Source organism: Phyllobacterium sp. CCNWLW109 (assembly GCF_037203905.1).
Taxonomy (GTDB): domain Bacteria; phylum Pseudomonadota; class Alphaproteobacteria; order Rhizobiales; family Rhizobiaceae; genus Phyllobacterium; species Phyllobacterium ifriqiyense.
Genome location: NZ_JBBCBK010000002.1, coordinates 1 through 26,387, shown reverse-complemented (window position 1 = coordinate 26,387; position 26,387 = coordinate 1). Strand labels below are relative to the sequence as shown.

The 26,387-nt window shown below is 53.1% G+C and carries 26 protein-coding genes and 1 tRNA gene; 14 read left to right on the top strand and 13 right to left on the bottom strand.

Going from position 1 to position 26,387, the window contains the following annotated elements; genetic code table 11:
• Window positions 1–13: 13 nt before the first annotated feature.
• A complete protein-coding gene (locus tag V9K92_RS05420) occupies window positions 14–769 on the top strand; it encodes a GGDEF domain-containing protein (protein ID WP_307282332.1) in 756 nt (251 codons plus the stop codon).
• Window positions 770–775: 6 nt separating this feature from the next.
• Here the strand turns inward: V9K92_RS05420 and phhA are convergent, their stop codons facing one another.
• Window positions 776–1,609: a phenylalanine 4-monooxygenase gene (gene phhA, locus V9K92_RS05415; protein ID WP_336440695.1), complete on the bottom strand. Its 834-nt coding sequence runs from the start codon at window positions 1,607–1,609 to the stop codon at window positions 776–778.
• Between the two features lie 122 nt (window positions 1,610–1,731).
• On the opposite strand from phhA, the gene V9K92_RS05410 reads away from it, so the two are divergent.
• Window positions 1,732–2,214: an Lrp/AsnC family transcriptional regulator gene (locus V9K92_RS05410; protein WP_307282328.1), complete on the top strand. Its 483-nt coding sequence runs from the start codon at window positions 1,732–1,734 to the stop codon at window positions 2,212–2,214.
• On the opposite strand, the gene argB is transcribed toward V9K92_RS05410, so the two are convergent.
• Entirely contained in the window at window positions 2,215–3,117 is a 903-nt protein-coding gene (gene argB, locus V9K92_RS05405; RefSeq protein WP_115051448.1) for an acetylglutamate kinase, read from the bottom strand.
• A gap of 172 nt (window positions 3,118–3,289) precedes the next feature.
• Here argB and V9K92_RS05400 point away from each other — a divergent pair, with 172 nt between their 5' ends.
• From V9K92_RS05400 to V9K92_RS05390, 3 genes are all read left to right on the top strand, one after another.
• On the top strand, window positions 3,290–3,829 hold the full coding sequence (locus V9K92_RS05400; RefSeq protein ID WP_115051449.1) for a sigma-70 family RNA polymerase sigma factor: 540 nt from the start codon (window positions 3,290–3,292) through the stop codon (window positions 3,827–3,829).
• The gene (locus V9K92_RS05395; protein WP_307282325.1) at window positions 3,826–4,530 is read left to right on the top strand and encodes an anti-sigma factor; all 705 of its coding nucleotides are present in this window, start codon (window positions 3,826–3,828) and stop codon (window positions 4,528–4,530) included. The genes V9K92_RS05400 and V9K92_RS05395 overlap by 4 nt, the downstream gene beginning before the upstream one ends.
• An 83-nt stretch (window positions 4,531–4,613) precedes the next feature.
• Entirely contained in the window at window positions 4,614–5,165 is a 552-nt protein-coding gene (locus V9K92_RS05390) for a fasciclin domain-containing protein (RefSeq protein ID WP_115051451.1), read from the top strand.
• Between the two features lie 82 nt (window positions 5,166–5,247).
• On the opposite strand, the gene yihA is transcribed toward V9K92_RS05390, so the two are convergent.
• The 4 genes from yihA to rpmH form a co-directional block, all read right to left on the bottom strand.
• Window positions 5,248–5,883, bottom strand: coding sequence for a ribosome biogenesis GTP-binding protein YihA/YsxC (gene yihA / locus V9K92_RS05385; RefSeq protein ID WP_307286340.1), 636 nt, complete (start codon window positions 5,881–5,883; stop codon window positions 5,248–5,250).
• 220 nt (window positions 5,884–6,103) lie between these two features.
• A complete protein-coding gene (gene yidC, locus V9K92_RS05380) occupies window positions 6,104–7,942 on the bottom strand; it encodes a membrane protein insertase YidC (protein WP_115051452.1) in 1,839 nt (612 codons plus the stop codon).
• 47 nt (window positions 7,943–7,989) lie between these two features.
• Window positions 7,990–8,352: a ribonuclease P protein component gene (gene rnpA, locus V9K92_RS05375; RefSeq protein WP_307282321.1), complete on the bottom strand. Its 363-nt coding sequence runs from the start codon at window positions 8,350–8,352 to the stop codon at window positions 7,990–7,992.
• 47 nt (window positions 8,353–8,399) lie between these two features.
• Window positions 8,400–8,534: a 50S ribosomal protein L34 gene (rpmH, locus tag V9K92_RS05370; protein WP_040853797.1), complete on the bottom strand. Its 135-nt coding sequence runs from the start codon at window positions 8,532–8,534 to the stop codon at window positions 8,400–8,402.
• Between the two features lie 260 nt (window positions 8,535–8,794).
• On the opposite strand from rpmH, the gene V9K92_RS05365 reads away from it, so the two are divergent.
• The gene (locus tag V9K92_RS05365) at window positions 8,795–10,309 is read left to right on the top strand and encodes a sensor histidine kinase (protein ID WP_370878777.1); all 1,515 of its coding nucleotides are present in this window, start codon (window positions 8,795–8,797) and stop codon (window positions 10,307–10,309) included.
• Between the two features lie 17 nt (window positions 10,310–10,326).
• Complete coding sequence (locus tag V9K92_RS05360) at window positions 10,327–11,787, top strand: phospholipase D-like domain-containing protein (RefSeq protein ID WP_115051455.1); 1,461 nt, start codon at window positions 10,327–10,329, stop codon at window positions 11,785–11,787.
• Here the strand turns inward: V9K92_RS05360 and V9K92_RS05355 are convergent.
• From V9K92_RS05355 to V9K92_RS05345, 3 genes are all read right to left on the bottom strand, one after another.
• Window positions 11,759–12,625, bottom strand: coding sequence for an endonuclease/exonuclease/phosphatase family protein (locus V9K92_RS05355; RefSeq protein WP_435530081.1), 867 nt, complete (start codon window positions 12,623–12,625; stop codon window positions 11,759–11,761). The genes V9K92_RS05360 and V9K92_RS05355 overlap by 29 nt on opposite strands.
• Window positions 12,626–12,666: 41 nt before the next feature.
• On the bottom strand, window positions 12,667–13,950 hold the full coding sequence (locus tag V9K92_RS05350; protein WP_337353519.1) for an NAD(P)/FAD-dependent oxidoreductase: 1,284 nt from the start codon (window positions 13,948–13,950) through the stop codon (window positions 12,667–12,669).
• 88 nt (window positions 13,951–14,038) lie between these two features.
• Window positions 14,039–14,965, bottom strand: a complete 927-nt coding sequence (locus V9K92_RS05345; RefSeq protein WP_115051458.1) for a LysR substrate-binding domain-containing protein — start codon at window positions 14,963–14,965, stop codon at window positions 14,039–14,041.
• 122 nt (window positions 14,966–15,087) lie between these two features.
• Here V9K92_RS05345 and hglS point away from each other — a divergent pair, with 122 nt between their 5' ends.
• Together hglS and amaB are read left to right on the top strand one after the other, a co-directional pair.
• A complete protein-coding gene (hglS, locus tag V9K92_RS05340; RefSeq protein WP_337353518.1) occupies window positions 15,088–16,476 on the top strand; it encodes a 2-oxoadipate dioxygenase/decarboxylase HglS in 1,389 nt (462 codons plus the stop codon).
• A 72-nt stretch (window positions 16,477–16,548) separates the two neighbouring features.
• Entirely contained in the window at window positions 16,549–18,060 is a 1,512-nt protein-coding gene (gene amaB, locus V9K92_RS05335; RefSeq protein ID WP_307282302.1) for an L-piperidine-6-carboxylate dehydrogenase, read from the top strand.
• 68 nt (window positions 18,061–18,128) lie between these two features.
• Here amaB and V9K92_RS05330 read toward each other — a convergent pair whose 3' ends face one another.
• From V9K92_RS05330 to V9K92_RS05320, 3 genes are all read right to left on the bottom strand, one after another.
• The gene (locus tag V9K92_RS05330) at window positions 18,129–18,812 is read right to left on the bottom strand and encodes a superoxide dismutase (RefSeq protein ID WP_337353517.1); all 684 of its coding nucleotides are present in this window, start codon (window positions 18,810–18,812) and stop codon (window positions 18,129–18,131) included.
• Window positions 18,813–18,908: 96 nt separating this feature from the next.
• Entirely contained in the window at window positions 18,909–20,159 is a 1,251-nt protein-coding gene (locus V9K92_RS05325; protein WP_337353516.1) for a serine hydrolase domain-containing protein, read from the bottom strand.
• A gap of 90 nt (window positions 20,160–20,249) precedes the next feature.
• Window positions 20,250–20,990 (bottom strand): sulfite exporter TauE/SafE family protein, encoded by a 741-nt coding sequence (locus tag V9K92_RS05320; RefSeq protein WP_337353923.1) that lies wholly within the window; start codon window positions 20,988–20,990, stop codon window positions 20,250–20,252.
• Window positions 20,991–21,170: 180 nt separating this feature from the next.
• On the opposite strand from V9K92_RS05320, the gene V9K92_RS05315 reads away from it, so the two are divergent.
• Window positions 21,171–22,061 (top strand): LysR family transcriptional regulator, encoded by an 891-nt coding sequence (locus tag V9K92_RS05315; protein ID WP_337353515.1) that lies wholly within the window; start codon window positions 21,171–21,173, stop codon window positions 22,059–22,061.
• A gap of 38 nt (window positions 22,062–22,099) precedes the next feature.
• On the opposite strand, the gene V9K92_RS05310 is transcribed toward V9K92_RS05315, so the two are convergent.
• Complete coding sequence (locus V9K92_RS05310) at window positions 22,100–22,339, bottom strand: hypothetical protein (RefSeq protein ID WP_307282290.1); 240 nt, start codon at window positions 22,337–22,339, stop codon at window positions 22,100–22,102.
• A 136-nt stretch (window positions 22,340–22,475) separates the two neighbouring features.
• Here V9K92_RS05310 and V9K92_RS05305 point away from each other — a divergent pair.
• The 4 genes from V9K92_RS05305 (at window position 22,476) to V9K92_RS05290 (ending at window position 25,844) form a co-directional block, all read left to right on the top strand.
• Window positions 22,476–22,552, top strand: a tRNA-Arg gene (locus V9K92_RS05305).
• Between the two features lie 161 nt (window positions 22,553–22,713).
• Window positions 22,714–23,403, top strand: a complete 690-nt coding sequence (locus tag V9K92_RS05300) for a hypothetical protein (RefSeq protein WP_337353514.1) — start codon at window positions 22,714–22,716, stop codon at window positions 23,401–23,403.
• 64 nt (window positions 23,404–23,467) lie between these two features.
• Complete coding sequence (locus V9K92_RS05295) at window positions 23,468–23,905, top strand: hypothetical protein (protein WP_337353513.1); 438 nt, start codon at window positions 23,468–23,470, stop codon at window positions 23,903–23,905.
• 1,717 nt (window positions 23,906–25,622) lie between these two features.
• On the top strand, window positions 25,623–25,844 hold the full coding sequence (locus tag V9K92_RS05290) for a hypothetical protein (RefSeq protein ID WP_337353512.1): 222 nt from the start codon (window positions 25,623–25,625) through the stop codon (window positions 25,842–25,844).
• Window positions 25,845–26,387 lie beyond the last annotated feature (543 nt).

Here is a 26,387-nt window from a genome sequence, read left to right as displayed (position 1 = left end):
TCAGGACCCATTAATGTCCAGAATTCTTCTCAAATGTCTGACCATAACGATCGTCTCGGTGATATGCTCATTGTTGATCACCGGGATCATTATGCATGCCAATGACATGCATAATGCGATGGGTTATGTCATCGCGACGGTTTGTCCAGTGCTGATCTCTCCGATCCTCTCCTTTATCGTCATCCGGCAATCCGAGCGGCTAAGCCGCGCTTTGGAAGCGCTCAGGCGCGTGAAAGAAGAGCTGGAAGTCACAAATGCAAAGCTCTTTGAGAAATCATCACGCGACAGCATGACGGGCCTGCTTAATCGTGAGGCATTTTTCGATCATCTTGACGAAGTAAGGACACGTCAGCCCTGCTCGCTTCTCATCATTGATGTCGACCATTTCAAGAAGATCAACGATGTTCACGGCCATTATGTGGGCGATGGTGCCCTGATGGCTATTGCGCGTTGCATAACGGATTGCGTTGGCACAGACGATAGTATCGGACGCATCGGCGGTGAGGAATTCGGCGTCTATCTGGCGACAAAAGAAAACAGCCGCGTAACTGCGGTTGCCGAGATAATCCGGGCTGAGGTAAACCGCATGGATTACCGAACACCCCATAGCGAGCGCGTCAGACTGAGCGTCAGCATTGGCGGGATCGTCGACATATCCAGCGGCGCGGTCGTCGATCATTTTCAGACCGCCGACCGCAAACTCTACGAGGCCAAGCGCAATGGCCGCAATTGTGTATTCATCCAGTCCGGGATGAAAGAAGCGGCCTGAGAAAACTCACACAGCAGCCGCGTCAAGCGGGTCTGCATCCTTCCATTTCGCAATCAAGGTCGGCATATCAGCATTGCTGAACGCATCCCGCAGCGTGTCAAATGTGGGCAGCACAAAATATGCCCGCTGGAACTTGTCAATCTCGTAACCGGTACGCATGACTGTTTCCAGATCAAATGCCACATGATGGGCATCAGAGCTTGTCACCGCAAATTGCAGTTCGCTGAAGGACGACATCAACCCGGCACCAAATGCCTTGAGCGGTGCGCCTTCTTCCTGGATCAAGCCGAATTCGGCCGTATACCAGTACAGCCGCGAAACCATCTGATCGCCGCCCATTTTTACAGCTTCACCGCCTTTTTGTCCGTAAAGCTGCATGAAATCCGCAAAGACCGGCTGACTCAAGATTGGCACATGGCCAAAGAAGTCGTGAAACATGTCCGGTTCGACGATGTAATCGAGTTCCTTCTTGCTGCGCAGCCAGTTCGTCACCGGGAAACGGCGATTGGCGAGATGATCGAAAAATGGCTCGATCGGGATGAGACCCGGAACAGCAACAATTTCCCAATTTGTCAGCTTGTGCAGACGCTCGCTTACCTCGTGAAAATCCGGGATCTGCTCCAATAGGCCTAGTGCTTCAACACCATCGAGATAGGAGCGATGAGCAAGCTTTGAGGTGAGTTTGGTCTGGCGGTCGCAAAGGGTGCGCCAAACCTCCTGATCCTCGTTTGAATAATCGTAATTTTGCTCCACGGTAAAATCTGGCTGACAAACCGTATAATTACCACGCAATCCCTGCTCGGCACATTCGCGCGCATATGCTTCTACCGAAACGGTCATGATACCCTCCTCCTCCAATTGTATCGAAATCAGATTAGAGCGAGGCTTGAGGTGAATTTGACCTATTCATCTCCTTAAGCGAATATTTGGAGGCAATCACACCTATAATTTGGGAGAATCGGGTGAAAGAACCTCAATTTGATGAATTTGAAATCAGAATGCTGCGATCCTTGCAGGATAATGGTCGTATTCCGGTTACGGACCTCGCGCAATCTGTCGGCCTTTCGGCCACTCCCTGCGCCAGAAGGTTTGAAGCGCTGCAGGAAAGCGGAGCAATCAAAGGCTTTGCTGCCATTATCGACAGAAAAGCCATTGGCTTGATGGTGGAAGTGTTCATTCAAGTGCGTCTGAATACGCATAGCGACGATTCGCCGGAACGTTTCATCGCAGAAATTCAACGGCTGGACGAAGTTTCATCCTGCTGGACGATGACTGGCACGCATGATTTTCTGTTGCATGTGATGGTTCCAGACGTTGATGATCTCAACGCCTTCGTCATGCATCGGCTCATGCGGTTAAAGGGTGTGCGCGACGTGCACACCCAGCTGGTTTTACAGAATATCAAAGGTCCCGGGAAAATCCCTCTTGATCACTTGAAAAAATGATCAGGGGACGATGAGCGTTCCGGCACCCCGCTCGGTGAACAGTTCCAGAAGCACTGAATGAGGTGTCTTGCCGTTGAGAATGACAACGCCTTCAACGCCGCGATTGATCGCGTCAATACAGGTTTCCACCTTCGGGATCATTCCACCGGAAATTGTGCCATCCTTGATCAGCGCACGCGCTTGTCCGACGGAAAGCTCCTTGATGAGTTCCTTGTTCTTATCGAGAACGCCCGGCACATCTGTGAGGAATAATAGACGTGATGCCGCCAATGCACCGGCAATCGCGCCAGCAAAGGTGTCAGCATTGATGTTGTAGGTGTTTCCATCCCGCCCCGGCGCAACGGGAGCGATGACTGGAATCATTTCGGACCGGGCCAGCAGATCAAGCAGCGTACGGTCTATTTCAACCGGCTCTCCGACAAAACCCAAATCAACGATCTTCTCGATATTGGAGTCCGGATCGATGATGGTTTTCTTTGCCTTCTCGGCAAAGACCATGTTTCCGTCCTTGCCGCACAGCCCGATAGCCCATTCGCCCTCGGCATTGATCAGAGCTACGATCTCCTTATTGATCGATCCTGCCAGCACCATCTCAACGATTTCCAGCGTCTTTGCATCGGTAACGCGCAATCCGCCTTCGAACTTTGATTCAATGCCCATTCTTGCGAGCATTGACGCGATCTGCGGACCACCGCCATGGACGACAATCGGATTGATTCCCGACTGTTTTAGAAGGGCGATATCGCGTGCAAAGGCTTTGCCCAATGCCGCATCCCCCATGGCATGACCGCCATATTTCACCACAACGGTCTTGTTTTCATAGCGCTGCATATAGGGAAGCGCTGCAGAAAGCAGGCTGGCCTGAACTTCAGCAGTGCGGTCGGCTTCAGTAGGGGATGACATGGATGCGAGAGCTCCAGTTTTGCAAGGACGGTGGGTTCTTAACGCTAAAGTCGAGACGGGGCAAACATGATTTCGGCTATTTGCGAATGTTTTTGCCCGATGACCATTGACAGCAAGTCTGTCAGGCAGATTTAACTTGGTTCAAATAGAAGAAAGTTGGAAACGCTGTCGTATGACGCCTGAAGGCATCTCCCAGCTCATAACACGAGTCTCGCTTCGGGACCGCAATGCTTTCGATGCCCTCTATTCATCAACGAGCGCGAAACTTTTTGGTGTGTGCCTGCGTATCTTGAGCAACCGAACGGAGGCTGAAGACGCGCTACAAGACATCTACGTCAAGATCTGGAACAAAGCCGACCGATTTGCGATCGCCGAAACCAGCCCTATTTCATGGCTGGTTGCAATTGCCCGGAACCATTGCATTGATATCTTGCGTGCACGCAAACCATCGTCCAGCGATCTCGATCAGGCAGCCAACATCGCAGAACCTTCAGCCAACCCGGAACAATCTTCTATCGCTGCGAGTGAGTCACGGCGTATCTATGATTGCCTCGGCCAATTGGATCAAGCCAGAGCAAGTGCCGTGCGAGGTGCCTATCTGAATGGCGACAGCTATGAGGATTTGGCGGCGCGGCACAAAGTACCACTGAATACGATGAGGACTTGGCTGCGGCGCAGTCTTCTCAAATTGAAGGAATGTCTCGAAGCATGAGCGCGACCCCAACAGATAGCACACCGCCGGACGATGATTTCATCGCCGCTGAGTATGTGCTGGGCGTGCTTGCACTGGACGAGAAGCAAAGCGTTGAACGGCGTATCGCCACTGATGTGTCATTCGCCCGGCTTGTGGCCCGCTGGCAGCAGCAGTTCGATGGAATGAATGCAGAGTTTGATCCGGTAACTCCGCCATCGCATATGAAGGCTCTTATCGACAAACGCCTGTTTGGAACGGTTAGTCAGCAATCTGCTCCATTCTTCGGTAATCTTGCCTTCTGGCGCGCCGTTGCCTTTGCTGCGCTGGTTCTTGCTGCTATCGGCTTCGGCCGCGATTTCCTGAACAATTCTTCTGCGCCCGATAGGCAGCTCATTGCGTCAATGGATGCAAGTGGTAGCGCCTACCGCACGGTTGCTGTGTATAATCAGGATCGCAAGCAATTGAAGGTCAGCCTCGTGGCAGGCGAGTTGCCAGCAGATCGTTCACTTGAACTATGGCTGATTGCCGGCACCGACGCGCCTGTCTCGCTTGGCCTCATCAAGTCAGCACAACTTACTGAGTTTCCTCTCGACAGATCACTTGCGGGAAAGCTGCAGGAAGGGACAACGCTCGCCATTACATTGGAGCCTCTCGGCGGCTCACCTAACAAGACAGCAACTGGCGCAATTGTTGCGGCCGGTACCGTGCGCGAAATTTAATGTAGGTGTTTTGAAACTTAAATCAAACTGGCCCCGTATCTCCATCTGAACTCAACCGAGGGAAACAAACAGTGGAGAGAGACATGTTAAAGAAATCACTTGGTCTGATCGCGCTTTCGACAATGCTGATTGCCGGCGTAGCCTATGCAAAGAACCCTATGGTCGGCGGCGCTGCCATGTATGAAAACAAGAACATCATCGAAAATGCCGTTAACTCCAAGGATCACACCACGCTCGTGGCCGCTGTCAAAGCTGCCGGACTGGTCGAAACTTTGTCAGGCAAAGGCCCGTTTACCGTGTTTGCCCCGACAAATGAGGCCTTTGCCGCTTTGCCAAAAGGCACCGTAGACACTTTGCTCAAGCCTGAAAACAAGGACAAGCTCGCCAAAATCCTGACCTGCCACGTTGTTGCGGCCAATGCGTCTTCAAAGGCAATCATGAAGATGGTCGATGATGACAAGGGCGCGCATCCAGTAAAGACTGTTGGCGGATGTGTCTGGACTGCAAAATATGAAGGCAAAAAGCTCACACTTACCGATGAGAATGGCACCGTCGCCAATGTAACCATTGCTAACGTCAATCAATCGAATGGTGTGATCCACGTTATCGACAAAGTATTGTTGCCAAAGATGTAATCTGAGCAACAGACATGCGCAGACTGGCATCTGCGCATAATTGCCCCGCAGAATCCACCGACACCCGGATCAGCGGGGCTTTTTATCGATTTTCCTGTTCTTCCAGCAGCTGGGCAATTGCCGCCCGCAACTCATCAAGACCAGAGCTTTTTTCCGACGACGTTGCTAATATGTGCGGATAGGCGGCTGCACGCTTCTTGATCGCCAATGCCGTCTCATCCATCAACCGTGGAACACCGGCGGGTTTGATCTTGTCGATCTTTGTCAGGACGATCTGATACGAGACCGCCGCTCTGTCGAGCAGATCAAGCACTTCGGCATCATTCTTCTTAATGCCGTGGCGGGCATCTATCAGAAGATAGACGCGTCGAAGCGTTGTGCGTCCACGCAAATAATCAAAAACAAGTCGCGTCCAGGCATCGACCTGCTCTTTCGGCGCCTCTGCAAAGCCATAGCCCGGCATGTCGACAACAGCGAGTGGTGGCAGATCACCATCTTCGCCTGAATAGCCTTCGGGAACAAAGTAATTCAGTTCCTGGGTCCGGCCCGGTGTATTCGACGTACGTGCCAGGCCCTTTTGCCCAATTATCGCGTTGATCAATGAGGATTTACCGACATTTGAACGTCCGGCAAACGCGATCTCAAGCGGCCCTTCCGGCGGGAGGAATTTCATCGCAGGAACCCCGCGGATGAAAACCCATCCCTTGGCGAAGAGCATCCGGCCCTTTTCGATGAGCCTGTTTATATTGTTTTGCGCTTCGTTCACGTCTTTTCCATTCGTTAGGCGGTCGGTACCAGTGGTCTGCGACCGGTGGGACGCAAATGTCAAATTTGCTTTAGACTGCATTCAATATTGATCGGGTTGTTATCAACCGGAAGCCATCAAAAGAAAAGCCCCCGATCATGCCGGGGGCTCCTAAGCTCTTGCCGAGCCGATGTTATTCGGCCGGTTTTGGCTTTTTACGGAACAGCCCCGAAAGATTGTCCCAAAGCTCCACCTTCGCGCCCTGGCGCTTCATGATGATCGCCTGCTGTGTGATGGATAGCGTGTTGTTCCAGGCCCAGTAGATCACCAGACCAGCCGGGAAGCTGGCCAGCATGAATGTGAAAATAACGGGCATCCAGTTGAAGATCATCTGCTGTGTTGGGTCTGGAGGTGTCGGGTTCATGCGCATCTGCAGGAACATCGTCACGCCCATGATCAGCGGCCAGATGCCGATCATCAGGAATGCTGGAACTGTCCAGGGGATAAGACCAAAGAGGTTGAAGATCGATGTGGGATCGGGCGCTGCCAAGTCCTGAATCCAGCCGAAGAATGGCGCATGGCGCATTTCGATGGTGACGTACAGTACCTTGTAGAGCGCGAAGAACACCGGAATCTGGATAAGAATTGGCCAACAACCGGCGATCGGATTGATCTTTTCGGTCTTATATAATTCCATCATGGCTTGCTGCTGCTTGACCTTGTCATCCGCATATTTCTCACGGATTTCAGTCATCTTGGGCTGCACAAGTTTCATGCGCGCCATTGAAGCATAGGACTTGTTGGCAAGCGGGAAGAACAGCGCTTTCAGGAGAACGGTGACAACAAGAATGGCGACGCCAAAATTGCCGATTGCCTTATAAAGCCAGTCGATGAGGTAGAACATTGGCTTGGTTATGAAGTAGAACCAGCCCCAGTCGATCAGAAGATCGAACTGAGGAATGTTACGTTCTTTTTCATAGGCGCTGATCTTGCCAACTTCCTTGGCACCCGCGAAAATCATGTTTTCGATGCTTGTCGACTGACCTGGCTCAATCGTCGTTGCGTCCGAAAGGTAGTCACTCTGGTACAAGGGACGGCCACTGTCGAAATAGGACATGCGCGCCTGGAACGGCTTTGCCGGAGATGGTACAAGTGCCGCAGCCCAATATTTATCGGTTATGCCTATCCAACCGGTATTGGTCTTTTCCGGCAAAACTTCTTTTTCTTTTTCAATGGCTGCGAATTTGTATTCAAGCAGCTTGCCGTTGGTTACGGCAATAGGGCCTTCCTGAATGACATAGGTGCTTGCATGCAGGGGCTTGGAGAAACGGGTTACACGGCCATAGGACGCCAAGGAGATCGGTGTTTGGGTGCCATTGGTCACGGCATCCTTCACCGTGAACATGTAATTGTCATCAACGCTGATTGTGCGCTTGAATGTCAGGCCCTTTTCGTTGGTAAAGGCAAGCGTGACAGGTGTTGCGGGCGTCAGCTTATTATTGCCCTCCACTGTCCAGACCGTGCTTGGTCCCGGGACCGCACCCGTGGTGTCGTTGCCGGTAAATCCGATTTCGACAAACTGGCCATCGACCATCTGCGAGGGGCTGAGAAGCTGAATAGTCGGCGAGCTATCATCGACAGTCTCGTGATATTGCTTCAGCCGCAGATCGTCCAAACGCGCGCCCGTCAGGCTCAACGAACCGCTAAGGCTGGGCGTATCGATCTGGATACGGCTTGTCTGACCCAGCGCTGCCTCACGGGTCACAGTTCCTGCCGCTTCCGGGGACTGACCTGGAATATTTGCGCCGGGGGCCGCTGGTGTCGATGATGGGAGAGTGGCCGTTCCGTCAGGATTTGTCCCAGCGGGCGCGCTGGCCTGCCCGTCAACACGCGTTTGCCCCTGGCGGGTCGCTTCGATCTGGGCTTGCTCTCGCTGCTGTTCAACGCGGGGGTTCATATAGAACACTTGCCACAGCGTCAGGATCACAATGGATAAGGCAATGGTGATGAAGAAATTACGGTTGGTTTCCATTGTCAGTCCTTGGTCTAATCCAGTCGGGTCGGGTTCAACTGCGCCTGTCAGGGCTTGGATGAACGCCGGGTCATTGATTTCTTGGCAACCCGTTTTGAGAGTTCCCGGGTCAAATCCGCAAACGATGCCTTCAGGGCGTCGGGGCGGGCAACGATCACATAGTCGGTTCCGGCAGCCATGTCATCAGCAACATTGACGCGCACAGCTTCTCGCAGGCGGCGTTTTATGCGGTTGCGGACAACAGCGTTTCCGTTTTTCTTGGTGACCGTAAAGCCTACGCGGGTGGGACCGTCCTGATCGTCCCGCTGTTTGACTTCAACAAGGAAATAAGCACCGCGGCGCTTTTCCCCGTTACGGACAGCCAAAAACTCCGCTCTCTTGCGAAGGCGGAGTGGCTTTTGCTCATTCATTCTATAGTGCCAACTTTGGCCATCCGCACGAAATCGCGCGGAATGACTTATGCCGACAACCGCTTGCGACCGCGAGCGCGACGCGCTGCAATAACCTTGCGGCCGCCTGCCGTTGCCATGCGGGCACGAAACCCGTGACGACGTGCGCGGACAAGCTTGGATGGCTGATAAGTACGCTTCATTTGTTAAATACCGCGGTGTGCGGCCCTTCTTGTGGTCTGTTCTATGACAGGAGCATATCAGGACCGCCGTTAGCGTATTAAAAATACACCGTTGATAAAACGTCACGCGGGGCGGTCAACCCGGACGTGCGCGGCTTATAGATGCGTGAGGCCTATAAGTCAATTGATGGACGTGATTCAAAAATAGGCAAATTCGCACAAGTGATTTATTGTATGGCATGGGCATTTGACCTACACAATGTAGGGTCAATGGAGCTTATATGGTCATCAGTCAGCAAAAGCCGGAACAAAGCCCGCAAATGAGTGCGGGAAGGCGTTTGCCTGTGCTGAAGCGTCTTTCTGGCAAGTTGCTGCGCCTGACCCTCCTGTTTGGCCTGCTGGCCGAGGTCATGATTTTCGTTCCCACCATCGCAGATATGCGCATTCGCTGGCTATCTGACAGGCTCAATACTGTTGCTGCCGCAAGCGTGGTGCTGGCAGCCAGCGACGCCAAAGACGTTCCGCAATCTGTGCAGGATGATGTCTTGCTGGCGACGGGCACCAAGGCCATTGCATTGAAGGAAAATGGAGCTTCCCGCTTGCTAGCGGTATCCGATATGCCTTCGAAGGTCGACAAACACATCGACATTACCGTAACCGACCCTCTGACAATGATCCGGGGTGCATTTGACGAACTCATCTATGGCGGCGACCGCATTATCCGGGTCTACGGCCCTGTGGGCGATACGGGAAAGGTCATAGAGCTACTCACATCCGACGCTCCGTTGCGCAATGCCATGCTGCTTTATGCCCGCAACGTTGCCCTGATCTCTTTGTTCATCTCGGTCATTACAGCCAGTCTCGTTTTCCTCGCCATCAGCCGCCTGCTTATTCGCCCGATACAGCGAATGAGCGATAATATGCTTGCCTTTGCGCAGCAGCCCGATGACCCTCAGCGTATCATCGTACCCGGAAAACGGGAGGATGAGCTGGGTATTGCAGAGCGTGAGCTTGCCGATATGCAGCACCGGCTGCAACGCACCCTCTCCGAGCAGAAACATCTGGCTGATCTCGGCCTTGCCGTCTCGAAGATCAATCATGACATGCGCAATATTCTCGCATCCGCCCAGCTGATATCCGATCACCTTGCCAATTCCAGCGATCCGGCAATACAGCGTTTTGTTCCCAAGCTCGTACGGACAATCGACCGGGCCATCAACTATTCACAAACTGTTCTCGCCTATGGGGGGACACAGGAAGCTCCGCCGCAAAGACGCAGGGTCAAGCTCCACGCCATCGTCAATGACGTTGAGGAAATGCTCGATCTTGATGCAAAGGCGGGAGCCGAGACGAAACCAACTATCGAATTCAAGAATCTTGTGCCGGAAACATTCGAAATTGATGTCGACCCCGATCAATTTTTCCGAATTATTTCCAATCTCTGCCGAAACTCTGTCCAGGCCATGCTCGGAGATACCCGTAGCGATCCATCATTGGTCCGGCGGCTGACGGTCACGGCCGGACAAATCGGCACGACCTCAATCATTGGCGTAGACGATACCGGCCCCGGTCTGCCTGCGAAGGCGCGCGAGAATCTCTTTACCGCGTTCAAGGGTTCAGCGCGTTCAGGCGGCACCGGCCTTGGCCTTGCAATTGTTCACGAACTCGTTCGGGCTCATGGCGGCACCATAGAATTGCGTGATCATGAGGGCGCTGGAACCAGTTTTGAAGTCCGCATTCCTAATCAGCCCGTATCGCTTGCTGAATGGCGATCCCGCCGCAGTTCAATTTCTTGACATGAAGTTCAAGCGCAATGTCTGAATACCTCCCTGCTTATTGGCCGCAAATTTTCTTCGTCCTGTCGATTGTTCTTGGCGTTCCCGCAGCCATCCATGCGACAATGACCAAGGAGGAAGTGCGCGCAGCAATTGGTTGGGTTGGCGTTATTATCCTCTCGCCGGTCATTGGCGCTGTCATTTATGCCGTGGTGGGCATCAACCGCATACGGCGCTCTTCCATTTCATCGCAGCGCGCATTCTTGCATGAGATCGGGCAAGGCCAGTTCCTGCGTTTTGATGCTACCGAAAAAGATGTTCTGGCACATTTCGAAAAACGCCTTTCGGCGATGAAGACATTGGGCGATCGCGTAAGCCGCTGCCGCCTGACCACCGGCAACACTATCACCATGCTTCAGACCGGCGACGATGCCTATCATGCAATGCTGGAAGCGGTGGGCTCGGCGGAGCGAAGCGTACTCGTCGAGACATATATATTTGATCGCGACAAGATTGGTTTGCGCCTTGCGGACGCGCTTATCGCTGCATCAAAGCGTGGAGTGGAAGTTCGGGTTTTAATCGATGCGGTCGGGGCGCGTTATTCCATTCCGAGTATTGTCGGCTACCTTTCCAAGCACGGTGTCAAGGTGGATGTGTTCAATGGCAATATTATCATTGGCCTCCGCCTGCCCTATGCCAATCTTCGAACTCACCGCAAGATATTGGTCGTTGATGGAAGGGTGGTCTTCACCGGCGGCATGAACATTCGAGCCGGTTTCTCGGCCGAGGTTGCAGGCGAAGACAATGCACGCGATACGCATTTTTGCTTGACTGGTCCCATCGTCACCGATCTCTTCCATATAGCCGCTGAAGACTGGCGTTTTTCCACAAACGAAGCTTTGACGGGTGAGGCCTGGCACATTGCTCCTCCGGAAAAGCAATCCGGCGAACCGGTATTCATCCGTGCTGTACCCTCCGGGCCGGACCGCAGCCTTGAAGCCAATCACAAGATGCTCATGGGTGCGTTCTCCATAGCGCAAAGCCACATTCGAATCATGTCGCCCTATTTTCTGCCGGACCGGGAGCTTATCAGCGCCCTGGTCACTGCGGCTCGACGTGGCGTTGAAGTTGATATCGTCATTCCATCCAACAACAATCTCAAACTGGTGGATCGCGCTATGACGGCACAGTTCGACCAGATTTTGAAAAGTCACTGCCGGATATGGCGCGCCAGCGGCAACTTCAATCATTCAAAGTTGCTTTCAGTCGATGGCGTTTGGGCCTATGTGGGCTCATCCAATCTTGACCCCCGATCGCTGCGCCTGAATTTCGAGGTGGATCTTGAGGTCATGGATGCAGAGTTTGCATCGAAGGTAGAGGGATTGGTTCAGAAAGCTCTGAACGATGCAAAACCTGTTCTGCTTCAGGACCTGCGCGCCCGTTCGTTCTGGGAACGTTTGCTGGATAGGATTATCTGGCTAGGCTCACCCTATCTTTGACAAAGGCGGCATCCGCTACAGCTGATTTCAAATCAACATAGGCCTTGATCGGGAGATGATCGGAGGCAACGCGCGCCAGGGGCGTGTCGTGAACTTCGATAGTTGTCACCAGACTATGGGGATGCCCCAATACCCGGTCCAACGCCAATACCGGAAAGCGTGACGGAAAGCTTGGCACGGCATTTTTTACCGGGTCAAAGATCGGCGATAAGAAATGCAAGGAAGAACCCTTGCCAATGCGCCATTCATTCAGATCGCCCATCAGCAGCGTTGGCCGCGAAGGATCGGCATTTACAGCCCGTAAAATCGCTTCTGACTGCTGCTGGCGCGAATGCCTCAACAATCCGAAATGTGCCGCGATTATCCGTAAAGGTCCGGCGGCGAGATCAATATCAACGACCAATGCGCCCCGCGGCTCAAGTCCCGGCAGGACGAGCTGCTGCACATGACGCACAACCCCTTCCCTGAACAAAAGAAGGTTGCCGTGCCATCCATGACCTTTGGGATGAAGCGACGTGACAGGCACAGGCACAAGGCTGTTTTCGCGATGCAAACGCGCAAGATCAAGCAATCCGGTACGCTCGCCAAAACGCTTATCAGCCTCTTGAATGGCGATGACATCCGCGCCGATTTCACTGATGACGTGTGCGATGCGGTCCGGATCAAATTTCTTGTCTATCCCGACGCATTTATGAACATTGTAAGAGGCAATCAGCAAATCATTGCGCACGACACGGGTCACGCCTGTAGGGCGCTTGTTGCGATTTCTGACAGCTGCCAAAATACTTGCTGAGACGCTTGGCTTGATTGGCCGCGCCGGTTTCTTGCTATCCATCAAATAGAGATAAGTCGGTATGCGCCGAATGGCAAGCAGGTGTTTTAGAGCCTGTTACCAACCAGATGCGCCAATTGCGCGCCTACCTCGTAATAACCTTCCCGAAGACTGCGCATCCCCTCCTCTTTCGGCTGGGACACCGGAAGCGGCAGATCGGCTTCACTGACGCGGCCGGTAATATGTTCGGCAAGCAAGCGCCCAAAAACAGTTCCTGGAGCAATGCCGCGGCCGTTATAGCCACTGAAGCTTATAATATTGGGCGCGAGCGTGTGGAACCTTGGAAGATTATCACTTGTCATGCCGATCTTGCCGTACCAGCCAGCTTCGAAGGTCACGTCCTTGATTTGGGGGAAGAGTTTGCGGATCGATCTTGCAGCCCAGGCTTTGTGAACAGCCATTCCTGTTCCGCGCAACGCACCGACGCTTCCGAAAACAAGGCGTCCGGCACGGTCCATCCGGAATGAGCTGAGAATTTCCTTCGTATCCCAGCCACCCTGACGTTCAGGCAAAATCGTGTCGCGCACATTTTCCGGCAAAGGCGTCGTGGCGAAATTGAAATAGGGCAAGTGCAAAAGTTCAGCTCTGAGAGCGGGCCATGGCGATGTGGTATAGGCGTTGGTGGCGACAATTACCCAGTCAGCCGAAATGGTACCCGAAGGCGTCCGCACAAGCCAACGCGAGCCGGATCGCTCAGTCGCGCTCACGGCTGTCCTGGTATATATCGCAACGCCAATTGCCTGTGATGCTCTGGCCAAGCCACGCACATAACCAAGCGGCTGTATCGTACCTGCCCGATTATCCAGCAGCGAGCCAGTATATGCGCTCGAGCCTACCTTAGCTGCCGTTTCCGCCGCATCCAGAAGACGAACAGCCGCGCCACGCGCCTGCCATTGTTCTGCACGCTGTTCGAGCTGCTTCAGCCCGCTTTTTCCCACGGCGCAGTGCAAGGTGCCCTTGCGCTCCAGTTCGCACTCGATCTGATGTTTGTCCACGAGATTGAAAACGGATTGCGGCGCGTTGCCCAGAAGTTCAAGCAGGCGCTCGCCATGCAATTGCCCAAGCACGGCAGGCAAATCATTTGGCATTACCCACATGCCCGCATTGACGAGGCCAACATTGCGACCAGAACCACCAAAGCCGATGTCCACCGCGTCGACAACTGCAATCTTCGTTCCGGCTTCAGCAAGATGCAATGCCGCCGAAAGGCCGGTAAAGCCTGCGCCGATTACCGCAACATCGACGGAAATATCGCCACGCAACGGTTCTGTTTTCGGTGCGGGAGGCGCCGTTTTTTCCCATAGGCCGTGCGAGTGTTCATCGTTCAGCATAGCATCACCGTTTGGCCAGTATTATAGATTGCCGTTATAGATCGGGTTTCATTTTGCGAAAATGAAATTCTTGGAAGACATGATGCTTTCAGCGAATGACTGACATATCTGGTTGCTGGTCAGTAACCTGCGCCGCAATCCAGCTGATAAAGCTTTGCACAAGAGGATTCTCTTTTTTGTGCTCCGGCACGACAAGATAGTAATTATTCTCGGTTTGCAGTGGTTGGTCAAAGAGCACCTGCAGGCGGCCCGTCTCCAGCTCCTTTTCGATGAGATAGCGCGGAAGCAGCGCAAATCCCAGTCCCGCCAGAGCGGCTTCAATGACCATGGAAAAATGCTCGAACCGATGTCCCTTATAGGGACTGATGACTTCGGCTTGCTGTGTCTCGAACCACGACGCCCAAGCTTTCGGTCTCGTGGATAAATGCAGCAATGGTGCCGAATTTGCCAATCCGGCAGGCGTATCAACAGGATTGGCGCGGCATAATTCCGGGCTGCCAACAGGGACAATCATTTCGCTGCACAGATAGGTGCATGTGGCATGCGCCCAGACCGGCTGACCATAATGGATTGCCAGATCGAAAGGTTCTTCATCAAAATCAAACGGCTGGGAGCGGGATGCGACGCTTAACGCCATTTCCGGATGATCATTCAAAAAATTTGGCAGTCTTGGCATGAGCCACCGGCTGCCAAATGTCGGCAATGTCGCAATGCTCAATGATGATGCGGATTGCGATGCAGCCATGGCGCGCAACATTGTTTCTTCCGTCAAACCAAGCAGACGCCTGACCTCTGGCAAAAACTTCTGTCCCGCATCAGACAGTACAACCCGCTGACGTATGCGCTCGAACAAGAGCACGCCGATCTGGTTTTCAAGTTCGCTCAATTGCCGCGACACGGCGCTTTGTGTGAGACTCAACTCCTTTGCCGCCTGGGTGAAACTGCCATGGCGGGCCGCACATTCGAATGTTTGAAGAATATCGATGTCGGGGATCAGGCGTCTCGTTAACTTCATTCTCTTCTCGCATCAACCAAGTTTGAATCGTCGTAATACGTGGGGGCTGATAATCTGTATAATCCATATTGAGCATGACAGGAAAAGATTTGCTGTCCAAATTCAATGCGGAATCGATCATTATGAATTCATCGACGTTTCTTTCGCCGGATGCGATCCGGGCGTCTTTCTCTTCGGCCATGTCTTCCATGTATCGCACTGAGGTGCCTGCTTATGGAACATTGCTGTCACTGGTTGCCGAAGTGAATGCAAAAACACTCGCAGCCTCGCCCGAAATGGCACAGCGCCTTGAGCAAACCGATACGCTTGAACGTATATCGGAAGAGCGTCACGGCGCCATTCGCGTTGGAACCCCAGCCGAGCTTTCCATGCTTCGCCGCGTTTTTGCGGTCATGGGAATGTATCCTGTCGGTTATTACGACCTGAGTGAGGCCGGTGTACCGGTACATTCCACCGCATTCCGTCCCGTTGGCGATGCGGCCTTGAAGATCAATCCTTTCCGGGTCTTCACTTCCTTGTTGCGCCTTGATCTTATCGAAGATGCGGCGCTACGCGAAGAGGCGCGCAAGACCCTTGATGCCCGTCAGATATTTACGGCAAAGGCTATTTTGCTTCTCGAGAAGGCCGAAATGAATGGCGGGCTTGACGCAGCTGATGCTGCATCCTTCGTCCAGGAGATACTCGAAACTTTCCGCTGGCATGATCATGCAAGCGTCAGCAACGACCTCTATCGGCGTCTGCACGATGCCCACCGCCTGATTGCCGATGTTGTGTCCTTCAAGGGACCGCACATCAACCATCTGACACCCCGCACTCTCGATATTGATGCTGTTCAGGCATTGATGCCCGCCAATGGCATTTCGCCGAAAGCGGTCATTGAGGGTCCGCCCACGCGCAATTGCCCCATCCTTTTGCGCCAGACATCATTCAAGGCATTGGAGGAGAGCGTTTCCTTCATCAATGCTGAAGGTGTTTGGGAGAAAGGCTCCCACACTGCACGTTTCGGTGAAATCGAACAGCGCGGGATTGCACTCACGCCCAAGGGCCGCGCGCTATATGACCGGCTGCTGACGAAGTCACGCGAGGTCATTCGACCGGCGGCGGATGGCTCCAACGCGCAGGCCTATATTGACGCCCTGCAGGATGCGTTCGCCGGCTTCCCCGATGATTGGGCAACCATTCGCACGGAGAAACTCGGCTATTTCCGTTATTCCCCGGTTGCTACCTCGACTATTCGTGGCAGCGATCTTGAAGAGCTTATCCGCAAGGGTGCGGTGCAGTTCGATCCCATTGTCTATGAGGATTTCTTGCCCGTTAGCGCAGCAGGCATCTTCCAGTCAAACCTTGGCGATACGACTGCTCAAAACTTTGCGGCCAGCCCGAGCCAGCAAGAGTTTGAGCTCCATCTCGGTGCTCCGGTCCTTGATGAATTCGAGCACTATGCCAATCTTGAGAACGCTTCCATCGAAGCCTGCTTACAGCAATTGCGCCCGGTCGCGCTTGCCAGCTAGGCCGTTTCAATAATCCGCGCCGGCTGATAAAAGCCGGTCAGCTCATTCGACAGATAATAAAAGGTAAGCAAGATGACTATTGCTCAGGAAGTAAAGACACTCCTTTCCAAGCTCGGCGTCGCAGACGCGGCTTATACGGGCGGCACGATGGCTTCATTCAGCCCGGTTACTGGTGAAAAAGTTGCCGATGTTGCAGTTCACTCCGCCGCAGATACTGCACAAGCAATCGAAGCTGCTGACGCCGCCTTCCGCGAATGGCGTCTTGTTCCAGCGCCGAAACGTGGTGAACTGGTACGCCTTTTTGGTGAAGAACTGCGCGCGCACAAGAATGACCTTGGCCGGCTTGTTTCCATCGAAGCTGGCAAAATCCCGTCAGAGGGTCTGGGCGAAGTTCAGGAAATGATCGATATCTGCGATTTCGCGGTTGGTCTTTCGCGTCAGCTCTATGGTCTCACCATTGCCACGGAACGTCCCGGCCATCGCATGATGGAAACCTGGCATCCGCTCGGCGTCGTTGGCGTTATCTCTGCCTTCAACTTTCCTGTCGCTGTCTGGGCGTGGAATACGACACTTGCCCTCGTATGCGGCGATTCCGTTGTCTGGAAGCCTTCAGAAAAAACACCGCTGACCGGTCTCGCCTGTCAGGCAATTTTTGATCGCGCCGCCAAGCGTTTCGGCGACGTTCCCGCCGGACTTGCGCAAACGCTCATGGGTGACCGCACGATCGGTGAAGCCCTTGTCGATCATCCGAAAGTGGCACTGGTTTCAGCCACGGGCTCCACACGGATGGGCCGCGAAGTCGGGCCGCGTCTGGCCAAGCGTTTTGCCCGTTCAATCCTTGAGCTGGGCGGCAACAATGCCGGTATCGTTTGCCCATCGGCTGATCTCGATATGGCGCTGCGTGCCATTGCTTTTGGAGCCATGGGAACAGCCGGTCAGCGCTGCACCACGCTTCGTCGTCTGTTCGTCCATGAGAGTGTTTATGACACGCTCGTCCCGCGCCTCAAAAAGGCCTATGAAAGCGTTTCCGTCGGCAGCCCGCTTGATACGCCTTCTTTGGTCGGTCCATTGATCGACAAGGCGGCATTTGACCATATGCAAAAATCAATCAGCGAAGCTGTTGCGCATGGCGGCAAGGTTACTGGCGGCGCACGCGTCGACACAGATCATGCCAACGCCTATTATGTGCGCCCTGCCCTGATTGAAATGCCAAAACAGACAGGACCTGTCGTTGAAGAGACCTTCGCTCCAATCCTTTATGTGATGAAGTATAGCGATTTCGATCAGGCGATTGTCGAGCACAATGCCGTCGGTGCTGGTCTGTCATCGTCGATTTTCACGCTTAATTTGCAGGAAGCCGAACGCTTCCTCAGCCCGGACGGTTCGGATTGCGGCATTGCAAATGTCAATATCGGAACATCCGGCGCTGAAATCGGCGGCGCATTCGGCGGCGAAAAAGAGACTGGCGGCGGGCGCGAATCCGGCTCGGATGCGTGGAAAGCCTATATGCGCCGGGCAACCAACACTGTGAACTATTCCAAGGCTTTGCCACTCGCTCAAGGCGTGTCATTCGATATTGATTGATTGAACTTCACTGCGATATTGTTGCTCCCGCGGTTCAAACGGCGGGAGCGATACTTCCATAAACCCGCCTAGGCGGACTGGAATTTCTCTCCAACAAATTGCCAGTTGACCAGCTTTGCCAGCACTGCGGCAACATGCACGGTTCGCCTGTTCTCATAGTCGAGATAGTAGGCATGTTCCCATACATCGATACCGAGTAGCGTCTTCTTGCCATCTGCCAGCGGATTGCCTGCATCCTGCATTCCAACGACGGCAAGTTTATCGCCATCCTTTACCAACCACACCCAGCCGGTGCCAAACACCTTGTCCGATTCCGCGACGATCTGCTTTTGCAATTCGTCAATGCCGCCGAATGAACTTTTCACCGCATCAAGCAAAGCACCCTCAGCGGCGGCAGGTCCACCTTTGAACTGTTCCCAATACAGATTGTGATTCCACGCCTGCGCAGCATTGTTGAAAATCGCCGTTTCATTTTCCTTTTTGGCGCGCACGACAACCTCCTCCAGAGGCAGTTCCGCGTAAGGCGTTTTCTCGGTCAGCGTATTGAGCTTTTTGTAGTAGCCCGCATGATGCTTTCCAAAATGTAGGCCGACAGTGCGAGCTGAAATGACCGGGCTCAATGCCCCTTCTTCATAGGGCAGTTCAGATTGCTTGAAAGGCATTGAGGCCTGGGCACGAACCGAGGGAGAGAAAAGCGTCGTGGCGGCTGCCGCGCCGGATAGCGCGAGCATATGACGGCGGTTCATTTTCATTTTTCATTCTCCTGCGTTCGGTGAATCTCCAGATACATCGCAAACGACTGCAAAGCGCCAGAGTTCCACCGTACACATCTGCTTGTGCAGCTCAGTTTATGGTTTTTTCAATTCTGCAACGACTGCGTCAAAGAATACATTTGGATCGATCGGCTCCTTGCCCACCGGTTTGGGTTGCGCGCCAAAAGTGACAATGATGACCTTTTCAGCCGGGTCAATATAGATGTTTTGACCTTGAATCCCGATGGCGGAAAATGCGCCATCCTTGATGGAAGGCTCTGTCCATGCGGTCCACCACATATAGCCGTAATCGAGCTTTTTGCCGCCTTTAAGCGTCTTTGGCGTAGTCGCTTCCTTTACCCAGCCCTCCGGCAATATGGACTTTCCATCAATAACGCCATTGTTCATGAAGAAGAGGCCGAAACGCCCGTAGTCGCGCAAGGTCGCGCTAATCCCACTGCCGCCAATCTCAACCCCGTCGGGCGAATCCAACCACCAGGTCGCATCGGTTTCCATTCCGAACGGCGCCCAGATTTTCTCCGACAGATAATCCGCAAGCGGCTTTTTCACCGCACCCCGTACTATCTCACCAAGAATCTGTGTTTCGCCCGTGCTGTAGGTATTCAATGTGCCAGGCTCAGCAGCTCGCGGCAATTTTGCCATAAGCTCTACGGCAGAGCGCGGCTTTTGCGATATCTGTGCCTTCAACAGGGCGCGCCGGTCAGAGTTTGGGTCGGTATAGGTTTCATTCCATTTGACGCCAGACGACATCATCAAAACATCCCGAACCGAAACGCCGTCATAGGCGCTGCCTTTCAGCTCAGGCACATAGTCCACGACTTGCGCATCGAGGCCCTTTATCAGCCCATCCTTTATCGCAATGCCCGCAAGGGTAGAACTGATGGACTTTGCCACCGACATCGACATCCAACGTGTCTTTTCTGTATTGCCGCGTTGATATGTTTCAAAGGCAATCTTGCCGTCCTTGATGACGAGCATGGCTGTAATATTGTCCAGCGCCACAAAATCGTAGAGATCGTAATCCTTTTCCTCATACTTGAATTTGACATTCGTGAGCTGCTTGTCAGCTTTTGGAAGATCGAGAGGCTTCGTTCCGGCTTTGATCGTGCGTGTTGGAAAGAGCCGGTCAATGTTCCGGTAGGTGCTGACAGCCAGATCCGGCAAGAGTGCGCCATCATAAACCTGTTCGACAGTCCCAATAGGCTCATTGCCATGCGGATATGTGCTTTCATCCGCCATCATGGGCGATGTCGCCCCTACAAGAATCGCTACCGTACTAAACATCGTGGCTCTGAATGACGGCACAATCATATAATTTCGAAACATTCACATCTCCTCCTTTGTTGCCAGGCGAGAGTGCGGTGTTCTTCGCTTCGGTTCAATGCTTGAAACCGGTTTTTTCCATCATAGCGTGCATTAGCTCAGGGACGTGATCTCCAGATATATGCCGAGCAATAGCAGCCCGCTGAAAAAGACACGCCTGAATGCTTCGGCGCTCATTCGCGCTCTAAGCATTTGTCCAATGAACATGCCCAGTAAAGCGGGAATCAGCGCAAGCAGCGAGACACCAAGCAACGGCACAGATGCCATTTGATCATCGGCATGCAGCGCGAGCCCAAGAGCCAGCGCGATCGTGGATACTGTGAATGACAGCCCCAATGCCTGAATCAGCTCTTCTTTTTCCAGCATCAACGCCTGCAGATAAGGAACCGCCGGAATAACGAATACGCCGGTTGCACCGGTCACGAGCCCCGTTATCAGCCCGACCAGCGGCGAGAGCAGATTTTCATAACGCACGCTCACCTGAAACCTGACTTGTAGCAATCCCAGCATTGCATAGATCGTCAAAGCTGCACCAAGGCCGGAGAGCGCAACGCCGGTGTGACCGCCTGTCAGCCAACCGCTTCCAGCAACGGTTCCAACAGCAACACCCGCCATCATGGTCCAGAGACGCTTGAAAAGCCGCTTGAACGATGGGCCTGCCAGCAACTGCCATATATTGGTGACGAAGGATGGAATAATCAGGATTGCCGCGCCCTGTGCGGGAGGCATGGTAATTGCCAGAAGGCCCATTGCGACGGTGGGCAAGCCCATTCCCACGATACCCTTTACAAGGCCGGCCAACAAAAACACCGATGCAACGGTAATCCAGATCATCGGAAAGGAGATAAGATGGCCGGTTGCGAGATTGACCAGATTTCCGGCGACTTCCATCATAGCAGCACTTCCTGTTCTTTTGAGCTATTCCACGCCGACTCTTGACCTTTCCCTATCAAGTCCACAATCTGGAATTGCCCGGGCCAGCCTTCGTTATGGCCGAAGTCACGAGGTGTTGGTTTGCGATTTGATCTGGTTGACCTGAGGTTGTTTTTGCATATCGCTGAAAGCGGCAGCATCACTGCGGGTGCAGACCGCTCGGGCCTCGCGCTTGCATCGGCAAGTGCCCGCATCAAGGGCATGGAGGATATGCTTGGCGTAGCGCTGGTTGAGCGGAAACGGCGCGGCGTCACCCTCACCTCGGCTGGGCATACACTCCTTCATCACGCGCGAACAATTCAGAATCAGATCGAGGCCATGACAGGGGATCTTGGCGAGCACGCCGATGGTTTCAGGGCGCGCATTCGTCTACTGGCAAATACGGCGGCGGCTACACAGTCTCTTCCTGAACTTCTATCGACTTTTCTCATGGCAAATCCTCATATTGATGTGGACCTTGAGGAACATCCCAGCCACCTGATTGCTGAAAAGCTTGTCAATGGCTATGCGGATCTTGGCATTGCTGCCAGTTGGGCCGATCTGTCGAATCTCGAACAACGGCCCTTTTGCACCGACCGCCTCGCAATCATCGCAGCGCATAATTCCCCATTTGCTCCCGGTGCCCGCTCAATCCGCTTCGAGGATGCGGTAAACGAACCCTTCATCGGCCTCAACATCGGCAATGCCTTGCAGGAGCACATCATTCGGCGGGCAGCACAACTCGGACGCCACGTGAACTTTCGGGTGCGTGTGACAACGCTGGAAACTGTCATCCAACTTGTTTCTAATAATGTTGGAATTGCCATTGTCCCAGCAGGGGCGGCACGCAAGGCCTCTCGCACGCGCAAATTGAGGATAGTTCCTCTTAGCAATGATTGGGCCACACGCCGCCTGTGTCTCTGTGCCCGTCGCTTCGGTGACCTCACACCGCAGGCAGCACGCCTTGCTGATATTTTGTCTCAAACGGGATAAGACGGCGGCGTTGAAAGCTAGGATGCCCTGCGGGGCGTCTACGACCCGCCGACTTTCGGATCGCCCGCCTTGCCAAGAGCCTCGATCATGTAATCAACAACATCGTCCCCTACTGCCTCTTCGATCTCCGCCTCGTTATAGCCAGCAGCCTTTGCATCGGCGAGCAACGCGCGCGCAAGCTCCTCTCCTCGCTTTTCCGCATCACCAAGCTTATCAAGGTGAACGTTCTGCGCCGTCCAAGTCTTCACGAACGCCAGTGCTGGACCAAGTGTGATCATAATTTCTCCTCCACTTCAGCGCAGCGCCAATGAGAGCGCTAGAACCTTAATACCGTTCATATTCAAAATTCGCCATTGAAGCCTTGACGCGCATCGGCTAGAACCGCTTCGCGCATGCGAGCTGTCGCAGCCTCATGCACCCGTAGCTCAGCTGGATAGAGCGCTGCCCTCCGAAGGCAGAGGTCACAGGTTCGAATCCTGTCGGGTGCGCCAGTCTTTCTGGAGTTTTAAGGAAATACCCTTTCCCTTGTAATTCAAAACTCACCAAGTACTCACACGTGAGATGGATTGACGGTATCATTGCCTCACGCGCCGTGAGGTTGGTTGCTGTTTGGCGCCGGCGGTGATCTATCAAGTCCCCAGGAGGGGGATTTATGGTAAAACTCTATCTGTCACAGAAGTTCATTGCCGAACTGAAATTGCTTCCGAGAGAAGAAGCAATAGACCGTCTGGATAAGCACGTAGAAGATGCGCGTGCGAAGCGCGCAGCATATCGCAAAAAGTTCCAACTGCTTAATCCCGAAAAAGTCGCCGCACAAAAATGGAACTGGTTAGTAAAGAACCGCGACCACCACAATGCTTGGGCTAAGGGATGGAAGAATAATACCGAAGCGGGCCATGCCAAAAAATTACGTGACAAAATCCGATCGAGGGAGGCGAAAAAGTGGCTTACAAAGCCGAACAAAACTTACTTAACCTCGGAACTAACAGGTATTCGCCTTGCCAACCGGAGGGCAACAGTCCAGCGCAATGGAGCCAAACGAGTACTAAAAGAGACACCCCAGAAAATTATCGCTCTCCTCACCCGGAACATAGATCTACCTCCAATGATAAAACGAGAAGTGATCAACGCAGTAATCGTTGCGATCTTGGCTCGCGAAGTGCGTAGGGACGAATTACGCGACGAAACCAAAAAGACCATCAAGCCTTTCATCACCGCCTACAATCGAGAGTACGACACGTTCAAGACCAGATCGTTGGACGCGCCGATGTTTGAGGACTTGCGCTTGATAGACCTGATTTCCACCGAACAAGCACTATGGGCGCAAGAGGCCGATTCCTGACGACTGATTATGTTTTCGAATTCACATTGACGGCCCTAGAATCCTCTGCAAATGATCCTGCTCTATGAAGAGCGTTGTAGATAAAGACCAAGTGACAAAGCTGATCCTGCTTTGGGTAGGAACAGCGCTTCACAATTGGTCACGTGTTGAGGGTTCTGTCATCAACGTCCTCTGGCGCTGTATGGGAGCCCCGTCTCCGCAACCCGCGAGCATTGTTTGGTCGAACATCGTCAACCTCAATACCAAGCTCAGAATTGTAGAACAGATCGTGCCGTTAAAAATAGCGGATGCCGAAGCGATAAAGTTGTGGTCGAAAATTTCTGAAAAGATCATATCGGCCAGCAAGTCTAGGAATAAACTGGCGCATTTCGAAATCGTGCATTTTGAAAATGGGCCAAGGCTGGTTCCGAAATACCAATCTGCAGATATGGGAGATATGGCCCGTGCAGATACGACTCCGGAGAATGTCATCGACAGATATCTATTGAACTTCGAAGAGTGAGGACTGCGGGCAAGTGAAGTTCAGCAAATCGCGATAAACTTCGAAGAGATCAAGGCGCTTGTAGAAAGGTATCTTGACTGGCTCATAGAGTTTAAGAAGATGCCACCAGAAGAAATCGACACTTCTCCACCAGTCGCTATCGTTCAGATGCTCAAAACTATCCGTGCCACCGGGAAAAAGCCCCCATCGAACTAGGGGAAGCTTGGAGTTGTTGATGACAACACTGGGAATAACTGCTTGGAACAAAATTCGACAGAGGTCATGCGCCAAACAGTAAAGTTGAAACTTCAATGATGTCATTCCGCGATTTGGTGTAAGCCCACCTTAGTGATCCATTTCTGACATTCTTACTAAGTCAGTCAGACAGGAAAGCCTCCATGGCGCTGCCACGGCACGCGTGAAACATTCCGATGAACCCTGCGCCTCGAGCAGAAAGGCCCTCCCGTCCCCAAAGAGCTTTGCTTGACTTTCTATCCGCTGGAGTTGTTCGGATAACAGAGGGAAGTGTGCTGTTCATGCAGCCGAGGATGTGGGCACGAACTGTGCTAATTCCACATTGAACGCCGCGCGCATTGAGAGCGCCAGACTGCACCTGCTTTAGCCGCTGTTCTGCACCAGCCAACAAATAAGCCCCCTCGTCCTTTGAAAAGCCCGAAGATGACAGAAGCTGTTGCAGCTTTCCGCGCTCCGATGCTTGGTTGAGGCTCTGGCAAGCGCTCGCAGCATCAGCGCAAGTTAAGCTGAACGCGAGAAGTGCGAAGGTGAAGCCAAGGCTCGAGGTGGGTTTGAGAAGCGGGAGCATCTGGGAAGCATAGCGGCACTCAATATTGTCCGCAATCCACCTCAATAATATCGCCTGCCTTTCACCGCCGCGGCGCCGATGGAAGCGGACCATGGAGGTGCTGAGCATCTTAATTGCAAGCGATGCGCCCCTCACAAAATACTCGGATAATATAGTTGCTCGGCATCCGTGCCATTAACCGTTGACCGTAATGGCGACATGCGCCGCAACCACGATTTGAGGCGATTGATACGTGGAAACATTTTGATATGCTTTGACTCAAATGTTGGATGCCGCGCAGCGCCTGTTTTGGATTTTCAATGCCGAGAAGAAAGCAATTTAAGGGAATTTGCCACGATATTCTTGATAGCTTCGTCAGCAGGTACAACGATCTAGATGGTTACTGGGCTCTAGGGCAATACGCAACCTTCCTGACTAAAACCGGTCAACGGGAGTTGCGGCTACAGTTGGAGAGGGAGGCAACGTTGTCGGAGCACTCCAGATTTGGCGCCTCGACTACTTATTATCAAGGAGCTGTGTTGCGGCTGATGCGAATGAGATGCCGCGTAGCTGGCTCGCGGATGCCAGGATCAGATTTTCCATGTTGGGTCCGACGCATGCTCTTTGTGAGGTTGAAATCTCATCTGATCTCGGCAAGGCCTACCGCTGTGATCGCAGGGTTGAGGTCCGACCTCATGATCCGCTTCTCGAGAATCGAAGAGCAGGCAAGTTCGGGCCGTCAAATAAAATGGGACACTAAACCCGATCGAGGCAACGCATGAGTGCAGGCATGCGGCAAGTTCATCCTTGACTCTATTCGCCAACAAGAACATTTTAGGAACATCGCAGCAGGTTGCGGCTGCTTCAACACAATTTAAGACTATCAAACCTGCCTGTAGTGGGGGGCGGACAGGCTTGTCTCAATGGAGAAAAGCCATGGAAGAACCGGAGCAAGATTATGGGAACGAAGCCGACCAGCTTATAGCGGAACATGGCGGTGACGTGCAGGCAGCAATCGCCAAGCTGATGGATGAGCGCAGCTTCCTGATAAAAGAACTCGAATATGCTTCGCTTGCGATGGGCTTCGGTTATGCCCGTGGTTGGAAGCCAAAGCTTTCGCGGCGGCCCGAAGCAGAGGCGAGCCGCCACCCACTTTGATCGAAGGAATATCCTTTTCGGGTCGCGCTGCATTGTGAGGATGTGGGGTTGCATTTTGACAGGGTTGGTTTCTTGTCGAAAACGCTTGGCTGCTATCGATTGAACCGGAATGTTTATGTTCATCCCGATCGCTACATTGTCTATATGTTTGCAAAACAGCGAAACGCCGAGTGCTTCTTAAAGCCCTTGACGGGGAATGGATAACGCCAGAACAGAGTAGAAGAGGCACTTGGGTGCCGCGATATAAGCGCATGCTGGTTGGCTATGATATCGAGAAGATAGCTTAGACCGATCCGCGAAACGAGCCGGACCAAGAAGCGCTTCAATTGCCACGGCCGCTGCCCGACAACAATTTAGTTCGTTATACCGCAACAAAGAAGATAGAGAAAGAACCGCTCTTGCTTTAGGATTTGGGTTCACTAATCGCCGCAATGTAGTCGTCATCTAACAGCATCAGACTGAATTCTATGACAGAAAAAACAGCGACCGCGCCCTCTGGTTCAAAGCCATTCTCAGCCTTTGAGCGTATGATTGCCTGGCGCT

Excerpts from the sequence above, each read along its gene's own strand:
- rpmH (WP_040853797.1), bottom strand. The coding sequence starts at position 8,534 with ATGAAGCGTACTTATCAGCCATCCAAGCTTGTCCGCGCACGTCGTCAC.
- yidC (WP_115051452.1), bottom strand. The coding sequence starts at position 7,942 with ATGGAAACCAACCGTAATTTCTTCATCACCATTGCCTTATCCATTGTG.
- V9K92_RS05360 (WP_115051455.1), top strand. The coding sequence starts at position 10,327 with ATGTCTGAATACCTCCCTGCTTATTGGCCGCAAATTTTCTTCGTCCTG.
- V9K92_RS05295 (WP_337353513.1), top strand. The coding sequence starts at position 23,468 with ATGAAGAGCGTTGTAGATAAAGACCAAGTGACAAAGCTGATCCTGCTT.
- V9K92_RS05345 (WP_115051458.1), bottom strand. The coding sequence starts at position 14,965 with ATGAAGTTAACGAGACGCCTGATCCCCGACATCGATATTCTTCAAACA.
- V9K92_RS05330 (WP_337353517.1), bottom strand. The coding sequence starts at position 18,812 with ATGAAAATGAACCGCCGTCATATGCTCGCGCTATCCGGCGCGGCAGCC.
- hglS (WP_337353518.1), top strand. The coding sequence starts at position 15,088 with ATGAATTCATCGACGTTTCTTTCGCCGGATGCGATCCGGGCGTCTTTC.
- V9K92_RS05350 (WP_337353519.1), bottom strand. The coding sequence starts at position 13,950 with ATGCTGAACGATGAACACTCGCACGGCCTATGGGAAAAAACGGCGCCT.
- amaB (WP_307282302.1), top strand. The coding sequence starts at position 16,549 with ATGACTATTGCTCAGGAAGTAAAGACACTCCTTTCCAAGCTCGGCGTC.
- rnpA (WP_307282321.1), bottom strand. The coding sequence starts at position 8,352 with ATGAATGAGCAAAAGCCACTCCGCCTTCGCAAGAGAGCGGAGTTTTTG.
- argB (WP_115051448.1), bottom strand. The coding sequence starts at position 3,117 with ATGTCATCCCCTACTGAAGCCGACCGCACTGCTGAAGTTCAGGCCAGC.
- V9K92_RS05310 (WP_307282290.1), bottom strand. The coding sequence starts at position 22,339 with ATGATCACACTTGGTCCAGCACTGGCGTTCGTGAAGACTTGGACGGCG.
- V9K92_RS05290 (WP_337353512.1), top strand. The coding sequence starts at position 25,623 with ATGGAAGAACCGGAGCAAGATTATGGGAACGAAGCCGACCAGCTTATA.
- V9K92_RS05365 (WP_370878777.1), top strand. The coding sequence starts at position 8,795 with ATGGTCATCAGTCAGCAAAAGCCGGAACAAAGCCCGCAAATGAGTGCG.
- yihA (WP_307286340.1), bottom strand. The coding sequence starts at position 5,883 with ATGCTCTTCGCCAAGGGATGGGTTTTCATCCGCGGGGTTCCTGCGATG.
- V9K92_RS05320 (WP_337353923.1), bottom strand. The coding sequence starts at position 20,990 with ATGATCTGGATTACCGTTGCATCGGTGTTTTTGTTGGCCGGCCTTGTA.
- V9K92_RS05325 (WP_337353516.1), bottom strand. The coding sequence starts at position 20,159 with ATGTTTCGAAATTATATGATTGTGCCGTCATTCAGAGCCACGATGTTT.
- V9K92_RS05390 (WP_115051451.1), top strand. The coding sequence starts at position 4,614 with ATGTTAAAGAAATCACTTGGTCTGATCGCGCTTTCGACAATGCTGATT.
- V9K92_RS05300 (WP_337353514.1), top strand. The coding sequence starts at position 22,714 with ATGGTAAAACTCTATCTGTCACAGAAGTTCATTGCCGAACTGAAATTG.
- V9K92_RS05420 (WP_307282332.1), top strand. The coding sequence starts at position 14 with ATGTCCAGAATTCTTCTCAAATGTCTGACCATAACGATCGTCTCGGTG.
- phhA (WP_336440695.1), bottom strand. The coding sequence starts at position 1,609 with ATGACCGTTTCGGTAGAAGCATATGCGCGCGAATGTGCCGAGCAGGGA.
- V9K92_RS05395 (WP_307282325.1), top strand. The coding sequence starts at position 3,826 with ATGAGCGCGACCCCAACAGATAGCACACCGCCGGACGATGATTTCATC.
- V9K92_RS05400 (WP_115051449.1), top strand. The coding sequence starts at position 3,290 with ATGACGCCTGAAGGCATCTCCCAGCTCATAACACGAGTCTCGCTTCGG.